This is a genomic window from Halosolutus amylolyticus, assembly GCF_023566055.1.
In the GTDB taxonomy this organism is placed as follows: Archaea; Halobacteriota; Halobacteria; order Halobacteriales; family Natrialbaceae; genus Halosolutus; species Halosolutus amylolyticus.
Genome location: NZ_JALIQP010000002.1, coordinates 313977 through 334668, shown reverse-complemented (window position 1 = coordinate 334668; position 20692 = coordinate 313977). Strand labels below are relative to the sequence as shown.

The following is a 20692-nucleotide window of genomic DNA, read 5'->3' as shown; positions in this document are numbered from 1 at the left end:
CGGTACGAATGAGCGACACTGCCGAGGCCGTCGTCCGCGACTACTACGCGGCGCTCCGTCGGGGCGACCCGCTGTCACCGTACTTCCTCGAGAGCGAATCGACGGTCAAGTTCGGCATCAGCGAGGCCCTGTTCGGGTTCGACGAGGTGTGCGAGGCCCTGCACGAACAGACCGAGACGACCGGCGACTGGACCGTCGAGAGTTCGCGACTCGTCGTCGCCGATCGGGGTGCGAACGCCACGTTCGCCGACGACGTCAGGATGGCCTGGACCGATACGACGAGTGACGAGGAGTACGACTTCGAGACGCGATGGAGCGGGACGCTAGTCAGGCGAGACGACGCGGATGGATCGACGCCGGTCACGACCGGCGAGTCGAAGACAGCGGCCGCAACGACCGGGGAGGCCGGTGACGACGATCGGCCGGACTGGCTGTTCGCCTCGATGCACGTCAGCGCCCCGCACGATCTATGAGACGCAGTTCGGGTCGTGACCCGTCGAAGCCGACCGGGTTGACGTCGTCGTCGACGCGGCTGGCGATCGGGTTCGTCCTCCTTATCGGCCTCTCGGGCGGGATGATCGCGATACAGGGCGGTGGGTCGCTGGCCGTCGTCGCGGCTGCCGTGCTGGGGAGTCTCGTCGTCGGGAGTGCGTTGACGTGGTACCTGTACTGGATCCTCTCGTGATGCCGGCCGCGCCGATCGATGACGGGTGTCGCCGGCCGTGTCGGAGCGTCAGCGCTCGACGCGCTGGAGCCACAGTCCCGGCGTGTCGAGTTCGTCGTGGGTCGGGAGGTTCTCCGGGTGGTCCCAGACCAGACTCGCCGTCTCGAGGTCGCGGACGGCGACGACGTGTTCGAAGAAGTTCTTCCCGCGTTCGTACTGGCGCTGTTTGAGGCCCAGTCCCAGCAGCCGCCGGAACAGTTTCTGGAGCGGTCCGCGGCCCTGCCGGCGCGCGTCGAGTTTCCGGCGCAGGTCCTCGTACTCGTCGTCGAAGGCGTGGTCCATCAGCAGTTCCGCGTACCCCTCGACGACGGTCATCGCCGCGTCGAGGTCCCGGAACGCCTCCCGGTCGAACGAACCGTCCGACAGCGCCGCGATGCCGTCCTCCATCCGGTTCTCGAGGTGCGTCGAGAGCCACGGGGCGGCCCCGAACTCGGCGGCGTGGGTCACCTCGTGGAAGGCGATCCAGCGCCGGAACCGATCGGGGTCGACCTCCAGCATGTCGGCGACCTTGCGGATGTTCGGCCGGACGAAGTACAGCGCGTGCTCGTCGGACGGCGAGTCGGCGAGCAAGAGCGGGTCGTACTGCCCGAGGACGTTCCGCCCGAGAAAGGAGAGCAGGACGGTCATCGTTCCGGTGTTGATCGTCCGCGCGATGCCGGGGAACGTCTCCGTATGGGTCTCGAGGGCCCCCATCACGCGCTCGAACGTCGCGACGTTGGCGTCGATCCAGTGGTGGCGGTTCTGGATCTCGACGGTGTCCGGCACGTCGAAGTCGACGCCGGAGATCGATCGGACCGCGGCCCGGGCGTCGCGGACGTCGCGTGCGTACCCCTCGCGCTCGCCGGGTTCGAGGTCGAGCGAGCCGGCCTCCGTCGCGGCCTTGGCCGCGTCGGCGGCCGACCGCCAGTCGATCGCGTCGTCACCGGACGCCCCGGCAACGGCCCGGGCGCTGCGATAGAGATTCACGAATACGGGTACGGGAGGCGGACGCAAAAGCGTTCGGCTCGTTTAGACCGGCGTCGTACGGACTCCTGGAAGTCAGTTCCGGTGCAACCGCAGGGCTGTCGCGGTTGCACCGGTACATCGGTACGGCGGACCGTGTCAGCTGACGATAACGTCCGGTTCCTCCTCGAACTCCTGTTCTTCCGTCTCGTCGTCGCCGGTGAACTTCTTCGCGGCGACGGCGATCCCGACCAGGACGACGAGGGCGATCACCGCGCCGATCGCACCCTTGCCACCGGACTCCTCGTCGGCAACGGCGGCCGCGTCCTCGTCGGACTCCGATTCGAGCTCCTCGTCCGTCCCGCTCTCGCCGATCGGGAGGGCGCTGTCGATCGCCTTGGGGCCGAACTGGGTATCGCCGTCAAGATGCAACTCGATGAACGTGAATTTCCTGTCGCCCATGTTCGAGTCGTCAACGAGTGTGTACTTAGCCGTTTGGTTGGCTGTAGACGACTGCAGTCCGACCACGGGACCGGTACGATTAAGTGTCCATCAACTGCGGTCTTTCGTATGAGTGGACGACCGCTGGACGTCCTCGAGGCGTCGCTCGGCGAACGCGTCTCAGTACGACTCAAGAGTGGTGACGAGTACGTCGGCGATCTCGCGGGCTACGATCAGCACATGAATCTCGTCCTGGAAGACGTGGCGATTCCGATCGACGGCGGCGTGGAGGAGGAAGCGCCGGTCGAAGACACAACGATTATACGCGGCGATAACGTCGTCTCGATCACTCCATGACTGGTGCAGGAACCCCGAGCCAAGGAAAGAAGAACAAGACGACCCACACCAAGTGTCGTCGCTGCGGAGAGAAATCCTACCACACCAAGAAGAAGGTCTGCTCGTCGTGTGGCTTCGGCAAGTCCGCCAAACGCCGCGACTACGAGTGGCAGTCGAAGTCCGGCGACAACTGAGCGATCGACCCTATCTTCTCTCGCTGTCCTCGACGCTCGAGCGGCGCGACCGCCCGAATTCACGATGGACAGTCATTACAGTAGCCACTGGAAGTCAATGTACACCCGATCGCAGGACGGCTTTGCGATCGGTGTGTAAATCGTTCCAGTGGCTACTATAGTCCCGCGCCGCGAACACTCGCGTATGGAGACGACAGCCGCCTTCACCGGCCTCGAGTGTCGTGACTGCGGGCGTGCGTTCGACGCCGACGAGACCACGCACCGGTGTCCCGACTGTGACGGCGTCCTCGACCCGGCCTACGACTACGACGCGATCGACCTCGATCGGGAGACGCTCGCGTCGCGGCCGTTCGACTCGCTGTGGCGCTACGAGGAACTGCTCCCGTTCACCCACGAGTCGGCGGTGACGATGGACGAGGGGGCGACGCCGCTGGTCGACTGTCCGCGACTGGCCGACGACCTCGGCGTCGAACGGGTCCTGATCAAGGACGAAGGGCGAAACCCGACGGGGACGTTCAAGGATCGCGGCCAGACGGTGGCCGTGACCGCGGCCGGCCAGCACGGCGCGTCGGACGTCGCGCTCGCCTCGGCGGGCAACGCGGGACAGGCCGCTTCGGCGTACGCCGGGCGCGCCGGTCTCGATTCGCACGTCTACCTCCCCGCCCGATCGGGCTTTACGAACAAGGCGATGGTCAACGTCCACGGCGGCGACATGAACGTCGTCGGCGGCCGGATCGGCGACGCCGCCGCGGCGTACGAGGAAGCCCTCGACGAACACGACGACTGGTATCCGCTCCAGACGTTCGTCACGCCCTACCGCCACGAGGGCAAGAAGACGATGTACTACGAAGTCGTCGAACAACTCGACTGGGAGGTCCCCGACGCGATCTGTTACCCCACGGGCGGCGGCGTCGGCCTCGTGGGCATGTACAAGGCCGCGATGGAGTTCCAGGATCTCGGGCTAACCGACGCCCTCCCTGCCTTCTACGCGGCCCAGGCGTCGGGTTGTGCGCCGATCGTCGAGGCCCTCGAGTCCGATCGCGACGAGCACGAACCGGTCGAGAACCCGGACACCATCTGCGGCGGGATCGAGATCCCCGACCCCGGCGCGAGCCCGTGGATCCTCGAGGCGATCCGCGAGACCGACGGCGGCGCGGTCGCGACCGACGACCCGGACATCCTCGAGGCCGCGGTCCAGGTCGCCCAGCGGGAGGGCCTCGAGATGGCCCCGACCTGCGCGGCGGCGGTCAGCGGCGCGCTGGAACTCGCCGATCACGGCGAGTTCGACGGCGACGAGACGATCGTCATCCTGAACACCGGCACCGGAAACAAGGAGGCGGACGTGTTGCGCAGTCACCTGATGAGTCAGGGCGTCTGACGCCAACTGGGTCCTGGTACTGCTCCCCACACCACGACAACGGTTTTCACTCGTTGCGCTGTCACGTCGTGCATGGGTCCCGGAGACTACTTCGACGACCTCGCCGCGTTCTACGACGCGGTTCACGACCAGCAGGCCGACGACGTGGCGTTCTACCGCAACCTGGCTCGCGAAGCCGACGGACCAGTTCTCGAGGTGGGCTGTGGCACCGGCCGAATCTACCTCGAATTGCTTCGCGACGGCGTCGACGCGGACGGGATCGACGTTGCGAGCGAACCGCTGGACGTCCTGCGCGAGACGGCCGCTGAGGACGGACTCGAGCCGACCGTCTGGCAGGCGGATATGACGACGATCGAGCCCGATCGAGAGTACGCGCTCGTCATCGTCCCGTTCCGAACGTTTCTCTACCTGCTCGAGGTCGACGACCAGTTGTCGGCCCTCGAGCGGTTCCACGATTCGCTCGCCCCCGACGGTCAACTCGCGCTCAACGCCTTCGTCCCGAGTTTCGAGGTGATCTGTGAGCACTACGGCGAGTGGACCGACCGCGAGATCGAGATTGACGGCGACGAGTACACGTATCGGACGATCACGGAACTCGACGACGAGGTCGAGCAACTCGCCCGGGTCCGTACCGAAGTGGTCGACGATGCCGGCGAGCGCGTCGTTCGGAGTGCCCATCGACTGAAACTGCTCTCGAAGTCCGAGTTCGACCTGCTCTTCCGGTGTTCGCCGTTCTCGTCGTGGGAGGTCTACGGGGGGTTCGAATACGACCCGCTCGAGGACCCGAGCCAGGAGATGGTCTGGATCGCCGATCGGTAACGCGACGACGAATCGTGTCAGTCACTCGACCCTGGTCTACCATCTGATGGCCGTTCCGTAGCGTTTTTGCTGGTTGTCCGGAAACGGGGGGGTATGACTGCGCCCTGGGACGACTGGAACCACGTTCTCAAACTCGATCCCGACAAGGAACTTCCGGACGGGATCACCTACGGCGACCTGTGTGCGACCGGGACCGACGCGATCGAGGTTGGCGGCACGATGGGCATGACCGAGGAGAACATGACCGCGGTCATCGAGGCTTGCGCGGAACACGACGTCCCGCTGTACCAGGAGCCCTCGAACCCGAGCGTCGTCGTCGACAACGACGCTCTGGAGGGTTATCTCGTTCCGACGGTGTTCAACGCCGGCTCCCCGTTCTGGATCACCGAGGCCCACAAGGAGTGGGTCCGACTCGACGAGGACCTCGACTGGGAGCGGACGACGCTCGAGGCGTACATCGTCATGAATCCCGAGGCCGACGTCGCGGAACTGACGGAGGCCAACTGCGACCTCGCGGCGGACGACGTCGCGGCGTACGCGACGGTCGCCGAGCGGATGTTCGGCCAGGAGATCGTCTACGTCGAGTACTCCGGAACCTACGGTGACGTGGACGTCGTCGCGGCCGCGGGCGAGGCCGTCGACGAGGCGACGCTGTTCTACGGCGGCGGTATCCACGATTACGACTCGGCCTACGCGATGGCCCAGCACGCCGACGTCGTCGTCGTGGGCGACCTCGCACACGACGAGGGCGTCGAGGCCGTTCGGCAGACGGTCGAGGCCGCCAACGACGCCTGATACGGATTGCTGTACCGATTTCCCGGCGCAACCGCCGCCCGGATCGCGGTTGCGCCGGAACTGACGTACAGTAAACCGTATGAGGTTCGTCTCACTCCGGTCCCTGACTCAAAAATATCAGCGGCCTAAACTGTTTTGCGTCTCCATCGCTAATTACTGTGCCATGAGTCTCCTCGCGGAGTTCGAGGCGGTCTCCCCCGCTCTCGTTCTCGGGCCCACGCTGTCGGCGATGCCGTCGCTCGAGGTCTCCCTCGAGCACCAGTACGCTCTCGACCCCGATCGGCCGTTCGTCGTCTGTCGCATCCGGTGTGACGACCCCGGCCGACTCGATCGGGTGCTGGCCGACGACGGAACGATCGACGAGTTCGAACGGGTCGACGGCGGACCCGAGCGATTCCTGTACCGACTCCGCCGGAGCGATTCGGGCGTCGTCGACGCGTACCGGCAGTGGGTCACCGTCGGCGGCGAACTGCTGGCCGGACGCGCCACGAACGGTCGGTGGGAGATCGAGATGCGGTTCCCCAATCGGGACGCCTTCAACACCTACCACGAGTTCCTGCAGTCCGAAGACGTGACCTTCGAACTCCGCCGACTCGCCGACGGCCCGTGGCCCGATCGGCCCGGGGACGACGGGCAGGCGACGCTGACGGAGTCCCAGCGGGAAGCCCTCCGGGTCGCCTACGAGGACGGGTTCTTCGAGGTCCCGCGCGGGACGGGGCTGTCGGCCATCGCCGACGCCCTCGATATTTCGGAGCAGGCCGTCAGCGAGCGACTGCGGCGCGGACAGGCACGGCTGATCGAGGAACACGTCGTTCCCGACCGGACCCGATCGTGAGCCCCGGACCTGGTGGGATTCCGACGATCGGGCCGACTCCCTGCCGTCGACGCTGACGCCGGCGCGTCCCGACGGCGGTTCGTCATTCTTATTCAGTGCGGCGACGTTGGACGGATGTTCGATGAAATTCTGCCACGACTGCGACTGGTTCGCGGCCGTCGAGGACGCCGCGACGGAACGCGAACGATCGAAACTCGCGCTCGAGCACTTCGTCGAGACGGGCCACTCGATCGACACGAGCGACTCGCTGGGCAGACCGATGCCGCCGGCGATCTGTACGGAACTCCTCGTCCACGAACTCGTCCCGGCGGCCGACCGAGCGGACTGAGACGGTCGATCCGGCTCCGTGCGCTCGTCCCCGGCGTCGCCGTCTCGATCGACGAACCGTCGCCGACCGGTCGCCGTTCCGTGACGTGCGCTACGGGGCTTCGACGAGCGATCGAAGTTCCGGCAGTACCTCGACGACGTCGTCCCGGCGGATCACGTCGGCGACGCCGTCACACGGCGTCGGCTCCAGGTTGACGATCCCGAGGGTCGCGCCGGACGAGGCGGCCAGTCGCGGGAGCGACGCGGCGGGTTCGACGACGAGCGAGGACCCGATCGCGAGGAAGACGTCGCTCTCCCGGGCGAGCGATCGGGCGCGCTGGATGACGGCACCGGGGAGTTGCTCGCCGAAGAGGACGACGTCGGGTCTGTAGGTCCCGCCGCAGTCACAGGTCGGCGGGAGGTTGCCGTCCGCGGCGCGGTCGAAAATCGGCTCCGCGGCGATCCGTTTCCCGCAGTCGGCACAGCGAACCCGTCGAGCGTTGCCGTGGAGTTCGACGATCGGCGGTTCGTCGCCGCCGGACTCGTCCGTGGGGCGGTCGAGGACGGACTCGGCCGCGTCCCCGTGGAGGCCGTCCGTGTTCTGGGTCAGGATCGCGTCGAGGTGGCCGTCCCGCCCCAGTTCGGCCAGGGCCTCGTGAGCCGCGTTCGGTGCGTACTCCCCGTCGAACAGTTCTCGCTGGAGGTCGACGCGGTCCGCCCAGAACCCCTCCGGATCTCGCCGAAACCGGCCGTAGCTGAACTGCCCTTCGTCGAACCTGTCCCAGACGCCGTCGTCGCCGCGGAACGTCGGGACGCCGGAGGGTGCGGAGATGCCAGCACCCGTAACGGCGACCGCGGTCTCTGCGGTCTCGATCGCGTCGGCGAGTCGCACGAGATCGTCCATGTGGGACGGTTGTGACTGCTCGGTGAAAACGAAACGGTCGACCGGCCCTGTCCCGGGTCTCCGGCCGCGGGTCGCTCCCGTACGATTACTCCTGGGACGTGGCGTACGCCGCGGCCAGTTTCGCTTCGATACGCCGCAGGTGTTCGCCGACGGTCCCGGTCGCGAGATCGAGCGTCGCGGCGAGTTCGCGCTGGGTCGTCTCCCGCGGCACCTCGTAGTACCCCTCGCGGACGGCAACCTCGAAGAGTTCCCGCTGGCGCTCGGTCAGGTCGGGTGTGGTCCGATCGACGTCCGGGTCGTAGCTGCCGAGTCGCCGAAGGTCGAGATCGACCCCCGCGGGGAGGTCCGCGACCGCACGCTGGATCGCTCGACTCGAACCGATGACCGTGAGTTCGAGGCCGCGGTCGATCCCGGCCTCGACGTATGTAAGGGGCCAGTCGACGACGATCTCGCGTTGCCAGAGGATCGACAGGAAATCGCCGACGAGCCCGACGGTGCGACACTGCACGTAGGCGACGCCCCGACCGTCCGCACCGGCGACGTCGTGTTCGATGGCCTCCGGGGACGCTTCCAGCAGCGTTTGCGCGCGCTCGAGATCGCCGCGGAGTTCGAGCAGTTCGACGTATCGCTCCCCGTGGACGGGCTGTACGTACCGGATCGCGTCGACCGACACCGCGTCGCTCCCACCGAAGATGTCGTCGATCGGATTGCCACGGTCGTCGTCCCACGTCAGCGTGACCGTCGCGGCTCTCATCGCAGGTCTCCGTGGATCGAGCGGCCGGTCGAATCGATCGGAGTCGGTCTGTGCGCGCTCATACGGAGACCGTGTCGACCGATACTTAAGAACCCCGAGCATGCTCGGCTTCAGGCATAGGTGTCTCGCGCCCCTCGGATCGAGTGCAAAATGAGCAGCGATACCCCCGCTATCGCCGACGATCGACCGCCGGGTCCCGACGGACTGCCGTTCTTCGGCAATCAACTCGCCTTTCTGCGTGACCCGTACGGCTTCATGACGCGAACGGCCCAGGAGTACGGCGACATCGCCCACTGGGAGGACCCCAGCGGGCCGGTCTTCCAGCTCAACCACCCCGACTACATCGAGCAGGTACTCGTCCAGAACAACCAGAACTACGTCAAGGGGGCCCGGTTCCAGAACGTCCTCGGCCCCGTCACCGGCGACGGCATTCTGAACAGCGAGGGTGCGGTCTGGCGGCGCAACCGCCATCTCATCCAGCCGGCGTTCAATCCCGGCCGGATCGAGGAGTACGCCTCGATGATGACCGAGTTCACCGAGGAAGCCCTCGAGAGCTGGGCGGACGGCCAGACCCGGCTGTTCCACGAGGACATGATGGAGGTGACGCTGAAGATCGTCGCCCGGGCGCTGTTTGGCGTCGACATCGACGATTCCGTCGACACCGTCGGCTCGGCCCTCGAGGAGTTCATGCTGGCGTCCGAGAGCCTCTCGCATCTGGTCCTTCCCCCGAACGTTCCCACCCCCTCCCGACGGCGGATCCAGCGCGCGCGAAACGACCTCGACGCCGTCGTCTACCGGCTGATCGAGGAGCGGAAAGCGAACCCGACCGATCGGGACGTCATCTCGAAACTCCTCGAGGTGACCGACGAGGACGGGAACCGTCTTTCGGACGAGCAGATCCGCGACGAGGTCGTGACGCTGTTGCTCGCCGGCCACGAGACGACGGCGCTCTCGCTGACGTTCACGGCGTATCTCCTCGCGACGAACCCCGCCGTCGAGCGGCAACTCGTCGACGAACTCGAGACGGAACTCGAGGGCGAGACGCCGACGATGGCGGACCTCTCCGATCTCTCGTACACGGAGCAGGTGGTCAAAGAGTCGATGCGGCTCTACCCGCCGGTTCCGGGGATCGTCCGCGAACCGGTCAAACCCGATATCATCGGCGGCTACGAGATCCCGATGGGTGCGACCATCCGGATGCACCAGTGGGTCGTCCACCGCGATCCACGGTGGTACGACGATCCGCTCGCGTTCCGTCCGGAGCGGTGGACCGACGAGATGGAGTCCGACCTCCCGAAGCTGGCGTACTTCCCGTTCGCGGCGGGACCGCGCCGGTGTATCGGCGATCGCTTCGCGATGCTCGAGGCGCGGCTCATCCTCGCGACGATCTACCAGCAGTACCACCTCGAACTCGTCCCCGGAACGGATCTCGACCTGATGGCGACCATCACCGCTCGGCCGAAAGACGAGATTCCGATGACCGTCCACCGGCGCTGAATCGATCTCACACGATCGACGGCGGACCGAAACAGAACGATTGCGCTTAAGTTCCGGCGACGGAAATCAGGTGGTATGCAGGATAGAACCTACACTGCCGACGCCGAGCCGGGCGACGACGTGACGGTCGCTGGCTGGGTTCACGAGATTCGAGACCTCGGCGGGATCGCTTTCCTGATCCTCCGGGACACCGCCGGAAAGATCCAGATCAAGTTCGAGAAAGACGAGATGGACGAGGACCTCGTCGAGACCGGACTGGACGCTTCCCGCGAGAGCGTCGTGCGGGTCTCCGGTGCGGTCGAGGAGGAACCTCGCGCGCCGACGGGCGTCGAGATTACGCCGGAGGACGTCGAGGTCGTCGCGCCCGCCGACCCCGAACTGCCGCTCGACCCGTCGGGGAAGGTCGACGCCGACCTCTCGACGCGACTCGACAACCGCACCCTCGACCTCCGCAAGGAGGAGGTCCAGGCGGTCTTCGAGATCCGATCGGAGATCCTGCGTGCGGTCCGCGAGCGGTTCCGCGAGTTCCGCTGTACGGAGATCACCACGCCGAAGATCGTCGCCACGGGGACCGAGGGCGGTACCGAGCTCTTCCCGATCACCTACTTCGGCGAGGAGGCCTTTATGAACCAGTCGCCGCAGCTGTTCAAGCAGCTCATCGCCGGCTCGAACGTCGAGCGCGTCTTCGAGATCGGCCCGATCTTCCGCGCGGAAGAGCACAACACGCCCCGGCACCTGAACGAGGCGACCTCGATCGACTTCGAGGGGGCGTTCTGCGACGAGAGCGACGCGATGGACGTCGCCGAAGGGATCGTCACAGCCGCCTACGAGGCGGTGAACGAGAACTGCAGCGAGGAACTCGAGGCGCTGGATCTCGAAGACGAGTTCGACATTCCCGAGGGCGAGTTCCCCCGCCTCAGCTACGAGGAGGCGATCGAGCGCATCAACGCGACGGGCGAACTCGACGAGCAACTCGTCTGGGGCGACGACCTCTCGACGGAAGCCGAGAAGGCGCTCGGGCAGGACGTCGGCGGCCACTACTTCATCACCGACTGGCCCAGCGAGATCAAGCCGTTCTACATCAAGGACCACGACGACGACGAGCAGCTCTCGACCGGCTTCGACCTGATGCATCCGCGCATGGAACTGGTCTCGGGCGGCCAGCGCGAACACCGCCACGAGCACCTGATCGAAGGGTTCGAACAGCAGGGCCTCGACCCCGACCAGTTCGAGTACTACACGAAGATGTTCAAGTACGGGATGCCGCCCCACGCCGGCTTCGGCCTCGGCGGCGAACGGCTCATCATGACGATCCTCGGCCTGGAGAACATCCGCGAAGCAGTTCTCTTCCCGCGAGATCGCCAGAGACTGAGCCCGTAGGCTTCGCGACGGCCAATCGTTCTTCGACGGCTGATTCTCCGTTCGTGGGAACGATCGGACGTGGATACACGATCGCCGGCCGTAGTCGATACCGGCCCCGGTTCGTCGTCGACTCCCGGTGCGATCGCGGCTCGAAACACAGATGGTACATCGACGCACGCTCGGAATCGCACTCGTGACCGCGACGCTCGTCGTCGCACTGCTGGCCGGGGGCCTCTTCGTACTCGGCGAGCGGTTCGCACAGGACAGCTACACGAGCGAGTACAGCTACGACGTCCAGTTGACGACGAACGGGACGCTTTCGAACGCGACAGTCCTCGTCCCGGTTCCGGTCCAGGACGGCGACGTCACCGTACGCGGCGCGATCGACGACGGGGACTACTACTCGCAGCCGGAGGCGTTCTCGACCCGGATCGTCGAGACCGATCGCGGCCCGATGCTCGAGGTCAGCGTCGACGAGTTCGTCGTCGAACCCGAGTACTACCGGTTCGTCGAGGACGGCGACGTCGGGCGGACGGAACGGATCCCGGCCGGGGAGTACGACCCGGACGATCCCGACACGTTCGTACGGGACCGCCAGTCCTACGAACTGACGCTCCGAATCGAGAGCGACGAGTCGATCGAGACTCGCGATCCGGTCGGGTCGGAGCCGGTTCTCGAGCCGCGGCTCGACGCGACCGAGACGACGTGTCTCGACGGGGCGGAACGGTGTTACGAGTACGCGGGGCTCGTCTACGCCGAGTACGACGCCGATCCGGCCACCGAGGTGTCGATACGAGTCTCTCACCGCGGCGAGAACTCCTGGTGGGCCGGCGGCTGGAGCGGAAACTGGTACGCGGACGAGGTGCGCGTCGACCTCGTCGGCCCGCAGGCGGACTGGACGAGCGCGAGCGGCGAACTCGAGGCCGGCCGTGGGTCGTACCGGTAGTCGGCGGGTCGCGCCGGCATTCGTCCGCCGCTTACCGCCGTTCGACCACGGTCCCGTCGGCACCGACGGCGATCGATCGATCCGGGCCGATCGTGACGCCGTGGAGGGAGCCGCTCGCACCCGTGAGGACCCGCTCCCAGTCGGCGGTCGGATCGGGGCGGTCGTGGACTGCACGCGAACCGTCGGTCGCGACGAGTCGATCGTCGTGCCGGGCGATCGCCGTCAGTGCGCCGTCGGTAACTCGATCGGGCGTCCACGTCGACCCGTCGTACCGGTGGACGACGCCCGCGTCCGTGGCGACGTGGAGGTCGTTCCCCGAACCGGCCGCGAGGTCCGTGAGCGTGCCGTCGGCCCCGTCGATCCCGATCGCATCGAACGTCCGTCCGCCGTCGTCGGTCCGGAAGACGCCGTCGTTCGTGTCGCAACAGTAGCCGATCGCGTCGTCGACCAGCGCGATCCCGCTCAGGCTGGAGCCGCTGCCCGGCGTCACGGGGTCGTCCCACGCGAGCTCTCCGTCCCGGTACCGGCCCCGGATCACCTCGCCCGACCCGTTCGTCAGGAGGATCGTCTCGTCGTCGGTCGCGCCCGCCACGGCCAGGCCGGTCAGGTTGTCGGTCAGATCGGCCGGGGCGGAGTAGTCCGCGTGCCGGCCCGACCCGAGTTCGAGTCGGCCGACCGCTCCGCCATCGCCGGCTATCCAGGCGACGTCGGCGCCGGGAGTCGCGTCGACCGCACGGAGGTCCCGTCCCTGCGCACCCGGGCCGTCCTCGAGGGCCAGTTCCCAGTCGTCGCCGGTGGTCACGAGCACCGTGCCACCCTCCCCGACGGCGACTGCACCGCCGTCTGCGACTGCGGCGTCGGCGAGGGTCGCGCCGGTCGGCACGTCGACGGTCGCCCAGTGAGGTTCCGTCCCGGTTCCGGCCTCTTGCTCGCCGGTCACGGGCGCCTTCCGATCGATTTCGGGGGCCGGGTCGTCGGTTTCGGGTTCTTGCCGATCGATCCCGGACTCCCGATCCGTCGCCTCACCGACGGTTGTCGACTGTGGCTCGCGTCCGTCGGGGGAGTGTGCCTCCGGGGACGTCGCCGCCGCGGGTTCGGATCGGTCGATCGCGGTGCCCCGGTCCGCGCTCGATCCGGACTGGTCGGCCAGTGCGGCCTCGGTCGGCGATCGGGAGTCGTCGTCCCCCGCCGTGGTCGACGCGCCGGGGCCGCGCGTCCGCGAGAGATAGAGCACGATCGGCGGCACGACGTAACTGGCGATCGCCAGCACGACGAACCCGCGGTGGACGATGGTGAGGGTCCCGAACGCGGTGAGTCCGGCCGTCGCGACCGCGTGCATCCAGGTCTTCGTGTACTGCCTGAAGAACGCGGCGAAGCCGTCGGTCTCGGACCGGGTCGCCATCCGCTGATACTGGGATATCGGCGGGGAAAAGCCATGGCCCTGTGTATGCCAGAGTCGACCGGAGCGGCGAACCTATACGGTTATATCGGGCGAGGCGCAAACGGGGGCTAATGCGCGAGGAGGCGACGGCGTTCGTCCCGGGACACATCACGGGGTTTTTCAGTGCACACCCGGCCGAGGATCCGACGAAAGCCGGTTCCCGCGGCGCGGGACTGACGCTCACGGACGGGGTCGAGGTTACCGTCGAACCCGCCGCGGGTCCGGAACCGACGGTCGTACTGGACGGTGAACCGATCGACGTCGATCCGGTGACGACGGTGCTCGATACCCTCGACGCGCCGGCCCGCGTCGAGGCCGAGTCGGACCTCCCGATCGGGTCCGGGTTCGGCGTCTCCGGGGCGATGGCGATCGGAACGGCGCTCGCGGCCAACCGCGTCTTCGAGCGGAAGCTCTCGCGGAACGAACTCGTGACGATCGCACACGGCGCGGAGGTCCAGGCCGGCACCGGCCTCGGCGACGTGGTCGCGCAGGCCCACGGCGGCGTCCCGATCCGGCTCGAACCCGGCGGCCCGCAGGACAACAAACTCGACGCGATTCCCGCCCGCGCACGCGTCGAGTACGTCACGTTCGGCCAACTATCGACCTCGGAGGTGCTCTCCGGCGACACGGACCAGTTGACGGCCGCGGGCACGGAAGCCCTCTCCCGCGTCGTCGAGGAGCCGACGCTCCTGTCGTTCATGTACGCGTCCCGGGCGTTCGCCCGCGAGGCGGGGCTCCTGACCGAGGACGTCGTCGGCACGATCGAGGACGTCACGGCGGTCGGCGGCCAGGCCTCGATGGCCATGCTCGGCGAGACGGTGTTCGCGCTCGGGACGGGGCTGTCCGACGCCGGCTACGACCCGGCTGTCTGTGCGACACACCCTGCCGGGGCAGTCCTCAAGTAGTTACTGATATTTGGTATCACACCACACCCGACAGTATCCGATCGCTGATTCATCAGTGGTCCGTACTGTCCGACGAACGGTGGCCACTATACGTATCGACCCCTGAATCGGTCACATTCGCACCGATCCGACGTCGTCCGGTCGCTGGCGTTACGATCGGCGTGACGGATCGAAACCCAGTATCTCTGGATGCATTATATGACAGCTTTGGAAACAGTAGCCGAAACTTTATTATAATCCGTTCGAGTTATCGTGTCAAGTTTCGCAATGTCTTTCAACAGCGACCTTCACCAAAATCTGTTCCGGCTGTACGAACACTACGTTGGTGAACCTGACTCGAAAAAGGACGTCTACGGCTACTGGTTGTTCATCCTTGGGTATATCGTCGGTTTCGCCGGCGTCTTCACGTTCGTCGTGGGGTACACCATCGTAGAGGGCTCCGCAAAGGAAACACCGATCAGGTGGGGAGGCGTCGCGGCTGCGTCCGGCCTGTCCCTCTGTTTGTTCGGTATCGGGCTGATGCTTCCGGTGCGCAAGCGCGGGATCCAGGCGAGCATCGTCGGATTGTTGATTTCGCTGAGCGGTGTCGTGTTGTACGGTATCCTCTACCCCGACAACTGGCGACAGCGAGGCATGGAGGTGGACGTCGAGGTGATCGCGGTGTACACGATCGGTATCGCGATCATCGCGGGCGTGACGGCGCTCGTGCCCGTCCTCACGGGGCGAAAGGGGATGTGGGTCGAAGAGGAAGGATCGACCGAAGATCCGCCGGTGATGACCGGCGACGCGCTCGAAGGCGCCCAGTTCGCCGTCTTCCGCGACGAGAACGGCGACTGGACGTGGAACGTCCTGCACCTCGAGGCGCTCGCGGGGAGCGAGGACAGCGCCGTCACCCGGCCGGAGGCCCGCGAGGGGATCGAACGCGTCAAGTCCCAGATTAGCTCCGCCGGGCTGATGGAGCTGACGACCTCCGCGTTCCGACTCTACGAGGATCGCGACGGCACCTGGCAGTGGGCGCTGGCCCGCGACGACGGCAGCATCGTCGGCACCTGCGCCGGCGAGTTCGACGAACGCGACGGGGCGGAGAACTCGGTGAGTTTCCTCAAAGACCGCGGTCCGAAGGCCGACGTCATCGAGATCGAGGACGCCGCGTTCACCTACACCGAGGAGCGCGACCAGTGGTTCTGGAAGCTCGTCGACGACGAGCGAACCCCGCTGGCCGCCGGCGAGGACGGCTACCACACGCAGGAACGCGCCGAGGAGGCCGCCCGGACGTTCGCCGAGCGGTACGATCGGGCGCGCCTGCTCGACATCGAGCACGTCGGCGTCGAACTCCACGAGCAGGGAGACGACTGGACGTGGCGGTTCGTCGACAGTGCGGACGACGTGGTCGCGACCTGTACCGACGCGTTCGGATCGCGCCGCGACGCGGAGGAAGCCGCCGAAGCGTTGCTTCCGGAACTCGAATCGGCGGCGGTTACCGTCGCCGGGGAACCGACCTACGAGCACTACCAGTCCGGCGAGGAGTGGCGGTGGCGGCTCGTCGACGAGAACGAACACGTCGTCGCCCGGAGCCCCGACGGAGTCGACGATCACGACGACTCCGAGCGACGCGCCGAGGAGCTCCAGTCGAACGCGCGGGACGCGGACGTCGTCGAGATCGACGACGCGGAATACGAGGTGTTCCCCGCGGGCCACGAACTGACGTTCGACGGGGACGACGACCTGCCGGCGACGGCGGACCAGACGGTGGCCACCGACGGCGGCGCGGCCGCGGCCGACGGTCAGGAGACGACCGACTGGCAGTGGCGACTCGTCACGGACGATCGCGAGATCGTCGCCGGGAGCAGGGAACCCCACGAGAGCACCGAGGCGGCCGAAGCGGCGATCGAGCGGGTTCGCGAGCAGGCCAGCGAGGCGGATCTCATCGAGTTCGAGAACGCGGCGTTCCAGGTGTACGAGGCCGACGACGGCGAGTGGCGCTGGCGGCTGATCGACGAGGACGGCAACGTGCTCGCCGACAGCGGTGAGGAACACACCTCCCGGGGCGAGGCCGCAGAGGCGATGATGACGCTGAAAGAGCAGGCACCGAACGCCGAACTGCTCGAGATCGAGACGGCGGCGTTCGAACTGTTCGTCAACGAGGACGACGAGTGGGGCTGGCGGCTGATCGACGAGGCCGGCAAACTCGTCGCCGAGGACCCCTCGACGCACCCGACCCGCGGGGCCGCGCGCCAGGCCATGAACCGGCTGCTCGAACACCTCGACTCGGACGTTCGCACGATGGACCGGGCGATCTTCCAGCCGTACGCGGACGACGACTGGCACTGGCGGTTCGTCCTTCCGTCGGGCGAGACCGTCGCCGTCGAAGGCGAGGACCACCCGACCCGCGACGAACTGGTCGACAGTCTCGACTCGATCCGCGAGGCGGCGGCCGCCGCACAGTCCTACACGGTCGGCGACGTCGCCGTCCAGCTCTACGGCAGCACCGAGTGGCGGTTCCGGCTCCTCGATCGGGACCGCGAGGAGATCGCCGACTCGGTCGGCTCCTACGCCGACCGCGAAGCCGCACTCGCCGCCGTGGACGAACTTACGGGGTACGCTGACGAGGCACCGATCTTCGCGATCGAAGACGCCGCGATCAGGCTCGACGACAGCGAGGGCTGGTCGTGGGACCTGGTCGATCGGGACCGCGAGGTCATCGCGAGCGGCGTCGGCACGACCTCGAACAAGGCGGCGGTCATGTCCGACGTGGAGGAGGTCCGCCAGCTCGCGCCGATCGCCGGACGGGTCGACTTCGACGTCGCCTCGTTCGAACTGGTCGCCGACGAGGACGACGAGTGGCGCTGGCGGCTGATCGACGAGGACGGCCGGACCGTCGCGACCGGCAACGAGAGCCACGTCTCGAACGAGGCCGCCCGTGCGGCGATCGAGGACGTCCGATCGCTGATCGAGACAGCGAGCATCCTCGAGATCGACAGCGTCTCCTTCGAACTCCACAGCGCCGAGGACGAGGACGGCTGGGTGTGGCGTCTGGTCGACGAGTACGGCTCGTCGATGGCCGAGAGCACCCAGACCTACGAGACCAGAACGGAGGCTCGCGAGGCGATGAACGACGTCAAGGCCCACGCGCCCGAGGGCTGGATCACCTTCACGGACTGAGCGCCGGTCCGACCTGCGAACCCGACTGCGACCCGATCGATCGTTCTCTTCTGTGCGGTTTCGTACGGTCTGCCGTCCCGAGTTCCCGGCGCGGTCGCGCCAGCAGTGACGGACAGCACGATCGTCGGAGTCACGATACCTATCGGAATGTTAAGTAGTTCGACGGGCAATCCCGGGACATGAAATCGATAGGGATCGAAATCGGCTACACGAAGGAGACGATTCCGCCGCTCCACGAGGGGCTCTGCGAGTCGCCGGCACTCGATCGGGAACTCATCGTCGGCGGGCAGTCGGTCGACGGCACCGAGACGATCACGTCGTTCGTCTACGGCGAGCCGGAGCCCTACGAGTCGCTACTGTCCGATCGGGATGCAGTACTCGAGTACGATATCACCACAGCCGACGACGGCTTCTTCTGCTACCTTCGGCGCGAACTCGGTCCGGACGGGCTGTCGCTGCTGGACGCGCTCGCACAGAATACCGTCGTGGTCGTACCGCCGATCGAGGTTCGGTCCGATCGGACGATCCGACTGACGCTCGTCGGCCATTCGACGGATCTCACGGCGGTTATGGAGGAGGCCCCGGACGGGATTCGGTTCGACGTTCGCTGGGTGGGCGACGACGTGACGGTCAGCGACACTGCGGTCACCGACCGGCAGTCGAGGGCGTTGCGCGCCGCCTGGGAGGTCGGCTTCTACGAGGTCCCGCGGAAGGCGGGAATCGAGGCCGTCGCAGACGAACTCGGCTGTGCGGTCTCGACGGCGTCGGAACTCCTCCGGCGCGGGGAGGCCAACGCGGTCGAACGGGTGCTCGAGGACGGGCCGTGAGGTGACGCCCGTTCACTCTGCTCCGGGTCTGGTACAGACGACGGAGTACGCGCTGCCGGCGAGGGACGTCTCGACGACGTCGCAAGTGCCGGCGGCTTCGCCGTCGCTTCGATGCCCCGCCCCATCGCAGTCCTCGAAGACGGCGGCGAGGGACCCCACAACGTCGTTGTCGGGGTTCCAGTTCGCGTACCAGCGGAAGAATCGCCACACGATCGGGTTCAGGATGCGGGCTGGACCCGACGGAATCATCCGAACGTCGAGCACGGCGAACCTGGCGCCCGGGACGAGCGACCGATAGACGGTCTCGATCGTGCGGCGAGCGTCCGGCATCACGGACAGCGACAGCGTCGCGATCGCCGCGTCGAACGGTTCGTCGAAGTCGATCGTCGTGGCGTCGGCCCGCCGGACCTCGACGTTCTCCCAGCCGTGCTCTTCGATCCGGTCGCGGGCGTTTTCGACCATCCCCGGGCTGTAGTCGACGGCGACGAGCTCGCCGTCCGGGCCGACATCCGTCCGGAGCCGCTCGAAGTTCACTCCCGGACCGCAACCGATTTCCAGCACGCGATCGCCCGGCTCGAGAGCCAGTCGATCGATCAGCGCCTCGCGCATCGGTTCGAAGTCCCGCTCGCTCATCCCGTAGTAATCGCTCCAGCGGTCCCAGACCGTCCGACTGCGCTCGAGGTGGGCGGCGTGCTCATCGTCCGAACTGGAACGGCCGTTCGCTGGATTTCGGTCCCGATGGTCGGTAGCCATACCGGCAGTTGGTTCGACACCTGTAGGTACCTTCAGGCGAAACCTATCGGGGCTTTATTACCCTCGGCCGCCCCGGGAGCGGGATCCGACGGATCGGTCTCTTTTTCACCGATCGAATCCAGTGATCGATCGTGACCGATTACGAGACCGTCTCTGCGGAGGTCGAGGACGAGGAGGAGATCCCGGAGGACCATCCCCGCTACCAGGATCTGCTCACTCGCCACCGGATCGAGGAGGGCGTCGAGAAGGGGATCACCCACCTCCAGGGGATGCACGCGGAAGGCCGCGGAAGCGCCTTCGACTACCTGCTCGGCGAGGAGACGATCCCGAGCGCCGACGCGGCCGAACGCGCGGCCGCTGCCCACCTGCTTCTCGCCGATCGGCCGGTCCTCTCGATCAACGGCAACGTGGCGGCGCTCGTCCCCGGCGAGATGGTCGCCCTCGCCGAGGCGACCGGGGCCGACCTCGAGGTCAACCTGTTCAACCGGACGCCGGACCGGATCGCGGCGATCGCCGACCACCTTCGCGAGCACGGTGCCGAGGACGTCAGGGGGCTCGAGGCCGACGCCCGGATCCCGAACCTGGATCACCAGCGGGCGAAGGTCGACGCCGACGGCATCTACGCCGCCGACGTCGTCCTCGTCCCGCTGGAGGACGGCGATCGAGCGGAGGCCTTAGACGAGATGGACAAGACCGAGATCGTGATCGACCTCAATCCCCTCTCGCGATCGCCGCAGGTCGCCGACGTGCCGATCGTCGACAACATCATTCGCGCCGTCCCGAACATGACCGCACACGCGCGGGATCTGGCGGACGCCGACGAGGCGGAACTGCGGGAGATCGTCGAGGCGTTCGATCGCGAGGCGGCCCTCGAGAACGCGGAAGAACGGATTCGGAACGGGTTCTGACGGAACCAGCCGTCGATCGCGTTACTCGCGTCGATCCCAGTACGGCGTCTCCTCCAGACGGGGGAGGACCGTCTGCAGATCCGATCGCGCAGCGCCGTAGAACCGTTCCCGACCGACCGGCGTGCGGATCTTCAGGAGGACGGTGTTGTCGGTCACTCGGAATACCGTCAGCGTCCACGACGATCCGGTCCGCTCCCACTCGCTGTGTCGCGTCGACTCGTCGTCGTCGACCACGCGTGATCCCAGCTCCCAGCTCAATCGCGACAGGTAGGGCAGCGAGAACGGGACGACGTCTGGGAGTTCGGCACCAGCGTCGCCGCCGTTCTCCGGTGCATGGGTAGCCATACCACGTGGGTGCGTCTCCGTCACCAAAAATACACTCATTTTCTCGTCACCGGGATTCACAATGGAGGTCGGTCCTCGTCGACCGGACGATCGATTCGCCGCTAGCTCCTCCACCAGG

23 protein-coding genes are annotated in these 20692 nt (G+C 66.8%); 16 read left to right on the top strand and 7 right to left on the bottom strand.

The annotated features are described in order from the left end of the window. Positions 1-8: 8 nt before the first annotated feature. Together MUN73_RS08075 and MUN73_RS08070 are read left to right on the top strand one after the other, a co-directional pair. Positions 9-473 carry a nuclear transport factor 2 family protein gene (locus MUN73_RS08075; protein WP_250139948.1) on the top strand — a complete coding sequence of 155 codons (465 nt, stop codon included), beginning with the start codon at positions 9-11 and terminating at the stop codon, positions 471-473. Then, the gene (locus MUN73_RS08070) at positions 470-685 is read left to right on the top strand and encodes a hypothetical protein (RefSeq protein ID WP_250139947.1); all 216 of its coding nucleotides are present in this window, start codon (positions 470-472) and stop codon (positions 683-685) included. The genes MUN73_RS08075 and MUN73_RS08070 overlap by 4 nt, the downstream gene beginning before the upstream one ends. Before the next feature lie 48 nt (positions 686-733). Here MUN73_RS08070 and MUN73_RS08065 read toward each other — a convergent pair whose 3' ends face one another. Further along, positions 734-1690 (bottom strand): zinc-dependent metalloprotease, encoded by a 957-nt coding sequence (locus tag MUN73_RS08065; RefSeq protein WP_250139946.1) that lies wholly within the window; start codon positions 1688-1690, stop codon positions 734-736. Positions 1691-1825: 135 nt separating this feature from the next. Next, the gene (locus MUN73_RS08060; protein WP_250139945.1) at positions 1826-2128 is read right to left on the bottom strand and encodes a hypothetical protein; all 303 of its coding nucleotides are present in this window, start codon (positions 2126-2128) and stop codon (positions 1826-1828) included. 108 nt (positions 2129-2236) lie between these two features. Between MUN73_RS08060 and MUN73_RS08055 the strand changes: the two genes are divergently transcribed. The 7 genes from MUN73_RS08055 (at position 2237) to MUN73_RS08025 (ending at position 6792) form a co-directional block, all read left to right on the top strand. Further along, a complete protein-coding gene (locus tag MUN73_RS08055; protein ID WP_250139944.1) occupies positions 2237-2464 on the top strand; it encodes an LSM domain-containing protein in 228 nt (75 codons plus the stop codon). Then, positions 2461-2637: a 50S ribosomal protein L37e gene (locus MUN73_RS08050; RefSeq protein ID WP_250139943.1), complete on the top strand. Its 177-nt coding sequence runs from the start codon at positions 2461-2463 to the stop codon at positions 2635-2637. Before MUN73_RS08055 ends, MUN73_RS08050 begins: the two co-directional genes overlap by 4 nt. Before the next feature lie 184 nt (positions 2638-2821). Continuing rightward, positions 2822-4015, top strand: coding sequence for a threonine synthase (locus MUN73_RS08045; RefSeq protein ID WP_250139942.1), 1194 nt, complete (start codon positions 2822-2824; stop codon positions 4013-4015). A 72-nt stretch (positions 4016-4087) separates the two neighbouring features. Then, entirely contained in the window at positions 4088-4834 is a 747-nt protein-coding gene (locus tag MUN73_RS08040) for a class I SAM-dependent methyltransferase (protein WP_250139941.1), read from the top strand. A gap of 93 nt (positions 4835-4927) precedes the next feature. Then, positions 4928-5629 (top strand): phosphoglycerol geranylgeranyltransferase, encoded by a 702-nt coding sequence (locus MUN73_RS08035; protein ID WP_250139940.1) that lies wholly within the window; start codon positions 4928-4930, stop codon positions 5627-5629. A gap of 163 nt (positions 5630-5792) precedes the next feature. Next, on the top strand, positions 5793-6464 hold the full coding sequence (locus MUN73_RS08030; RefSeq protein WP_250139939.1) for a helix-turn-helix domain-containing protein: 672 nt from the start codon (positions 5793-5795) through the stop codon (positions 6462-6464). A gap of 121 nt (positions 6465-6585) precedes the next feature. Continuing rightward, the gene (locus MUN73_RS08025) at positions 6586-6792 is read left to right on the top strand and encodes a hypothetical protein (RefSeq protein ID WP_250139938.1); all 207 of its coding nucleotides are present in this window, start codon (positions 6586-6588) and stop codon (positions 6790-6792) included. 90 nt (positions 6793-6882) lie between these two features. On the opposite strand, the gene MUN73_RS08020 is transcribed toward MUN73_RS08025, so the two are convergent. Together MUN73_RS08020 and MUN73_RS08015 are read right to left on the bottom strand one after the other, a co-directional pair. Further along, positions 6883-7674 carry an SIR2 family NAD-dependent protein deacylase gene (locus tag MUN73_RS08020; protein WP_250139937.1) on the bottom strand — a complete coding sequence of 264 codons (792 nt, stop codon included), beginning with the start codon at positions 7672-7674 and terminating at the stop codon, positions 6883-6885. A gap of 85 nt (positions 7675-7759) precedes the next feature. Beyond that, on the bottom strand, positions 7760-8428 hold the full coding sequence (locus tag MUN73_RS08015) for a helix-turn-helix domain-containing protein (protein ID WP_250139936.1): 669 nt from the start codon (positions 8426-8428) through the stop codon (positions 7760-7762). A 150-nt stretch (positions 8429-8578) separates the two neighbouring features. Between MUN73_RS08015 and MUN73_RS08010 the strand changes: the two genes are divergently transcribed. The 3 genes from MUN73_RS08010 to MUN73_RS08000 all read left to right on the top strand — a co-directional run bounded on the left by MUN73_RS08010 (position 8579) and on the right by MUN73_RS08000 (position 12233). Beyond that, on the top strand, positions 8579-9925 hold the full coding sequence (locus tag MUN73_RS08010; RefSeq protein WP_250139935.1) for a cytochrome P450: 1347 nt from the start codon (positions 8579-8581) through the stop codon (positions 9923-9925). Positions 9926-10000: 75 nt separating this feature from the next. Then, complete coding sequence (gene aspS / locus MUN73_RS08005; protein WP_250139934.1) at positions 10001-11305, top strand: aspartate--tRNA(Asn) ligase; 1305 nt, start codon at positions 10001-10003, stop codon at positions 11303-11305. A 142-nt stretch (positions 11306-11447) separates the two neighbouring features. Continuing rightward, a complete protein-coding gene (locus MUN73_RS08000; protein WP_250139933.1) occupies positions 11448-12233 on the top strand; it encodes a hypothetical protein in 786 nt (261 codons plus the stop codon). A 31-nt stretch (positions 12234-12264) separates the two neighbouring features. On the opposite strand, the gene MUN73_RS07995 is transcribed toward MUN73_RS08000, so the two are convergent. Then, positions 12265-13635: a WD40/YVTN/BNR-like repeat-containing protein gene (locus MUN73_RS07995; protein ID WP_250139932.1), complete on the bottom strand. Its 1371-nt coding sequence runs from the start codon at positions 13633-13635 to the stop codon at positions 12265-12267. 110 nt (positions 13636-13745) lie between these two features. Here MUN73_RS07995 and MUN73_RS07990 point away from each other — a divergent pair, with 110 nt between their 5' ends. The 3 genes from MUN73_RS07990 to MUN73_RS07980 all read left to right on the top strand — a co-directional run bounded on the left by MUN73_RS07990 (position 13746) and on the right by MUN73_RS07980 (position 18568). Next, a complete protein-coding gene (locus MUN73_RS07990) occupies positions 13746-14579 on the top strand; it encodes a pantoate kinase (protein WP_250139931.1) in 834 nt (277 codons plus the stop codon). Between the two features lie 267 nt (positions 14580-14846). After that, a complete protein-coding gene (locus MUN73_RS07985; RefSeq protein WP_250139930.1) occupies positions 14847-17741 on the top strand; it encodes a YegP family protein in 2895 nt (964 codons plus the stop codon). Positions 17742-17920: 179 nt separating this feature from the next. Continuing rightward, a complete protein-coding gene (locus MUN73_RS07980; RefSeq protein ID WP_250139929.1) occupies positions 17921-18568 on the top strand; it encodes a helix-turn-helix domain-containing protein in 648 nt (215 codons plus the stop codon). A gap of 12 nt (positions 18569-18580) precedes the next feature. On the opposite strand, the gene MUN73_RS07975 is transcribed toward MUN73_RS07980, so the two are convergent. Next, positions 18581-19321 (bottom strand): class I SAM-dependent methyltransferase, encoded by a 741-nt coding sequence (locus MUN73_RS07975; RefSeq protein ID WP_250139928.1) that lies wholly within the window; start codon positions 19319-19321, stop codon positions 18581-18583. Positions 19322-19452: 131 nt separating this feature from the next. Here MUN73_RS07975 and MUN73_RS07970 point away from each other — a divergent pair, with 131 nt between their 5' ends. After that, positions 19453-20229, top strand: coding sequence for a 4-phosphopantoate--beta-alanine ligase (locus MUN73_RS07970; RefSeq protein WP_250139927.1), 777 nt, complete (start codon positions 19453-19455; stop codon positions 20227-20229). Positions 20230-20250: 21 nt separating this feature from the next. Here MUN73_RS07970 and MUN73_RS07965 read toward each other — a convergent pair whose 3' ends face one another. Continuing rightward, complete coding sequence (locus MUN73_RS07965; protein ID WP_250139926.1) at positions 20251-20574, bottom strand: hypothetical protein; 324 nt, start codon at positions 20572-20574, stop codon at positions 20251-20253. Between the last annotated feature and the right edge of the window lie 118 nt (positions 20575-20692).

Bases quoted from the DNA above. Each gene is read 5' to 3' on its own strand.
- MUN73_RS08035 (WP_250139940.1), top strand. From the start codon at position 4,928: ATGACTGCGCCCTGGGACGACTGGAACCACGTTCTCAAACTCGATCCC.
- MUN73_RS08000 (WP_250139933.1), top strand. From the start codon at position 11,448: ATGGTACATCGACGCACGCTCGGAATCGCACTCGTGACCGCGACGCTC.
- MUN73_RS08045 (WP_250139942.1), top strand. From the start codon at position 2,822: ATGGAGACGACAGCCGCCTTCACCGGCCTCGAGTGTCGTGACTGCGGG.
- MUN73_RS08075 (WP_250139948.1), top strand. From the start codon at position 9: ATGAGCGACACTGCCGAGGCCGTCGTCCGCGACTACTACGCGGCGCTC.
- MUN73_RS08050 (WP_250139943.1), top strand. From the start codon at position 2,461: ATGACTGGTGCAGGAACCCCGAGCCAAGGAAAGAAGAACAAGACGACC.
- MUN73_RS08055 (WP_250139944.1), top strand. From the start codon at position 2,237: ATGAGTGGACGACCGCTGGACGTCCTCGAGGCGTCGCTCGGCGAACGC.
- MUN73_RS08060 (WP_250139945.1), bottom strand. From the start codon at position 2,128: ATGGGCGACAGGAAATTCACGTTCATCGAGTTGCATCTTGACGGCGAT.
- MUN73_RS07990 (WP_250139931.1), top strand. From the start codon at position 13,746: ATGCGCGAGGAGGCGACGGCGTTCGTCCCGGGACACATCACGGGGTTT.
- MUN73_RS08020 (WP_250139937.1), bottom strand. From the start codon at position 7,674: ATGGACGATCTCGTGCGACTCGCCGACGCGATCGAGACCGCAGAGACC.
- MUN73_RS08040 (WP_250139941.1), top strand. From the start codon at position 4,088: ATGGGTCCCGGAGACTACTTCGACGACCTCGCCGCGTTCTACGACGCG.
- MUN73_RS08025 (WP_250139938.1), top strand. From the start codon at position 6,586: ATGAAATTCTGCCACGACTGCGACTGGTTCGCGGCCGTCGAGGACGCC.
- MUN73_RS07965 (WP_250139926.1), bottom strand. From the start codon at position 20,574: ATGGCTACCCATGCACCGGAGAACGGCGGCGACGCTGGTGCCGAACTC.
- MUN73_RS08015 (WP_250139936.1), bottom strand. From the start codon at position 8,428: ATGAGAGCCGCGACGGTCACGCTGACGTGGGACGACGACCGTGGCAAT.
- MUN73_RS08010 (WP_250139935.1), top strand. From the start codon at position 8,579: ATGAGCAGCGATACCCCCGCTATCGCCGACGATCGACCGCCGGGTCCC.
- MUN73_RS07995 (WP_250139932.1), bottom strand. From the start codon at position 13,635: ATGGCGACCCGGTCCGAGACCGACGGCTTCGCCGCGTTCTTCAGGCAG.
- MUN73_RS07975 (WP_250139928.1), bottom strand. From the start codon at position 19,321: ATGGCTACCGACCATCGGGACCGAAATCCAGCGAACGGCCGTTCCAGT.
- MUN73_RS08030 (WP_250139939.1), top strand. From the start codon at position 5,793: ATGAGTCTCCTCGCGGAGTTCGAGGCGGTCTCCCCCGCTCTCGTTCTC.
- MUN73_RS07985 (WP_250139930.1), top strand. From the start codon at position 14,847: ATGTCTTTCAACAGCGACCTTCACCAAAATCTGTTCCGGCTGTACGAA.
- MUN73_RS08070 (WP_250139947.1), top strand. From the start codon at position 470: ATGAGACGCAGTTCGGGTCGTGACCCGTCGAAGCCGACCGGGTTGACG.
- aspS (WP_250139934.1), top strand. From the start codon at position 10,001: ATGCAGGATAGAACCTACACTGCCGACGCCGAGCCGGGCGACGACGTG.
- MUN73_RS07980 (WP_250139929.1), top strand. From the start codon at position 17,921: ATGAAATCGATAGGGATCGAAATCGGCTACACGAAGGAGACGATTCCG.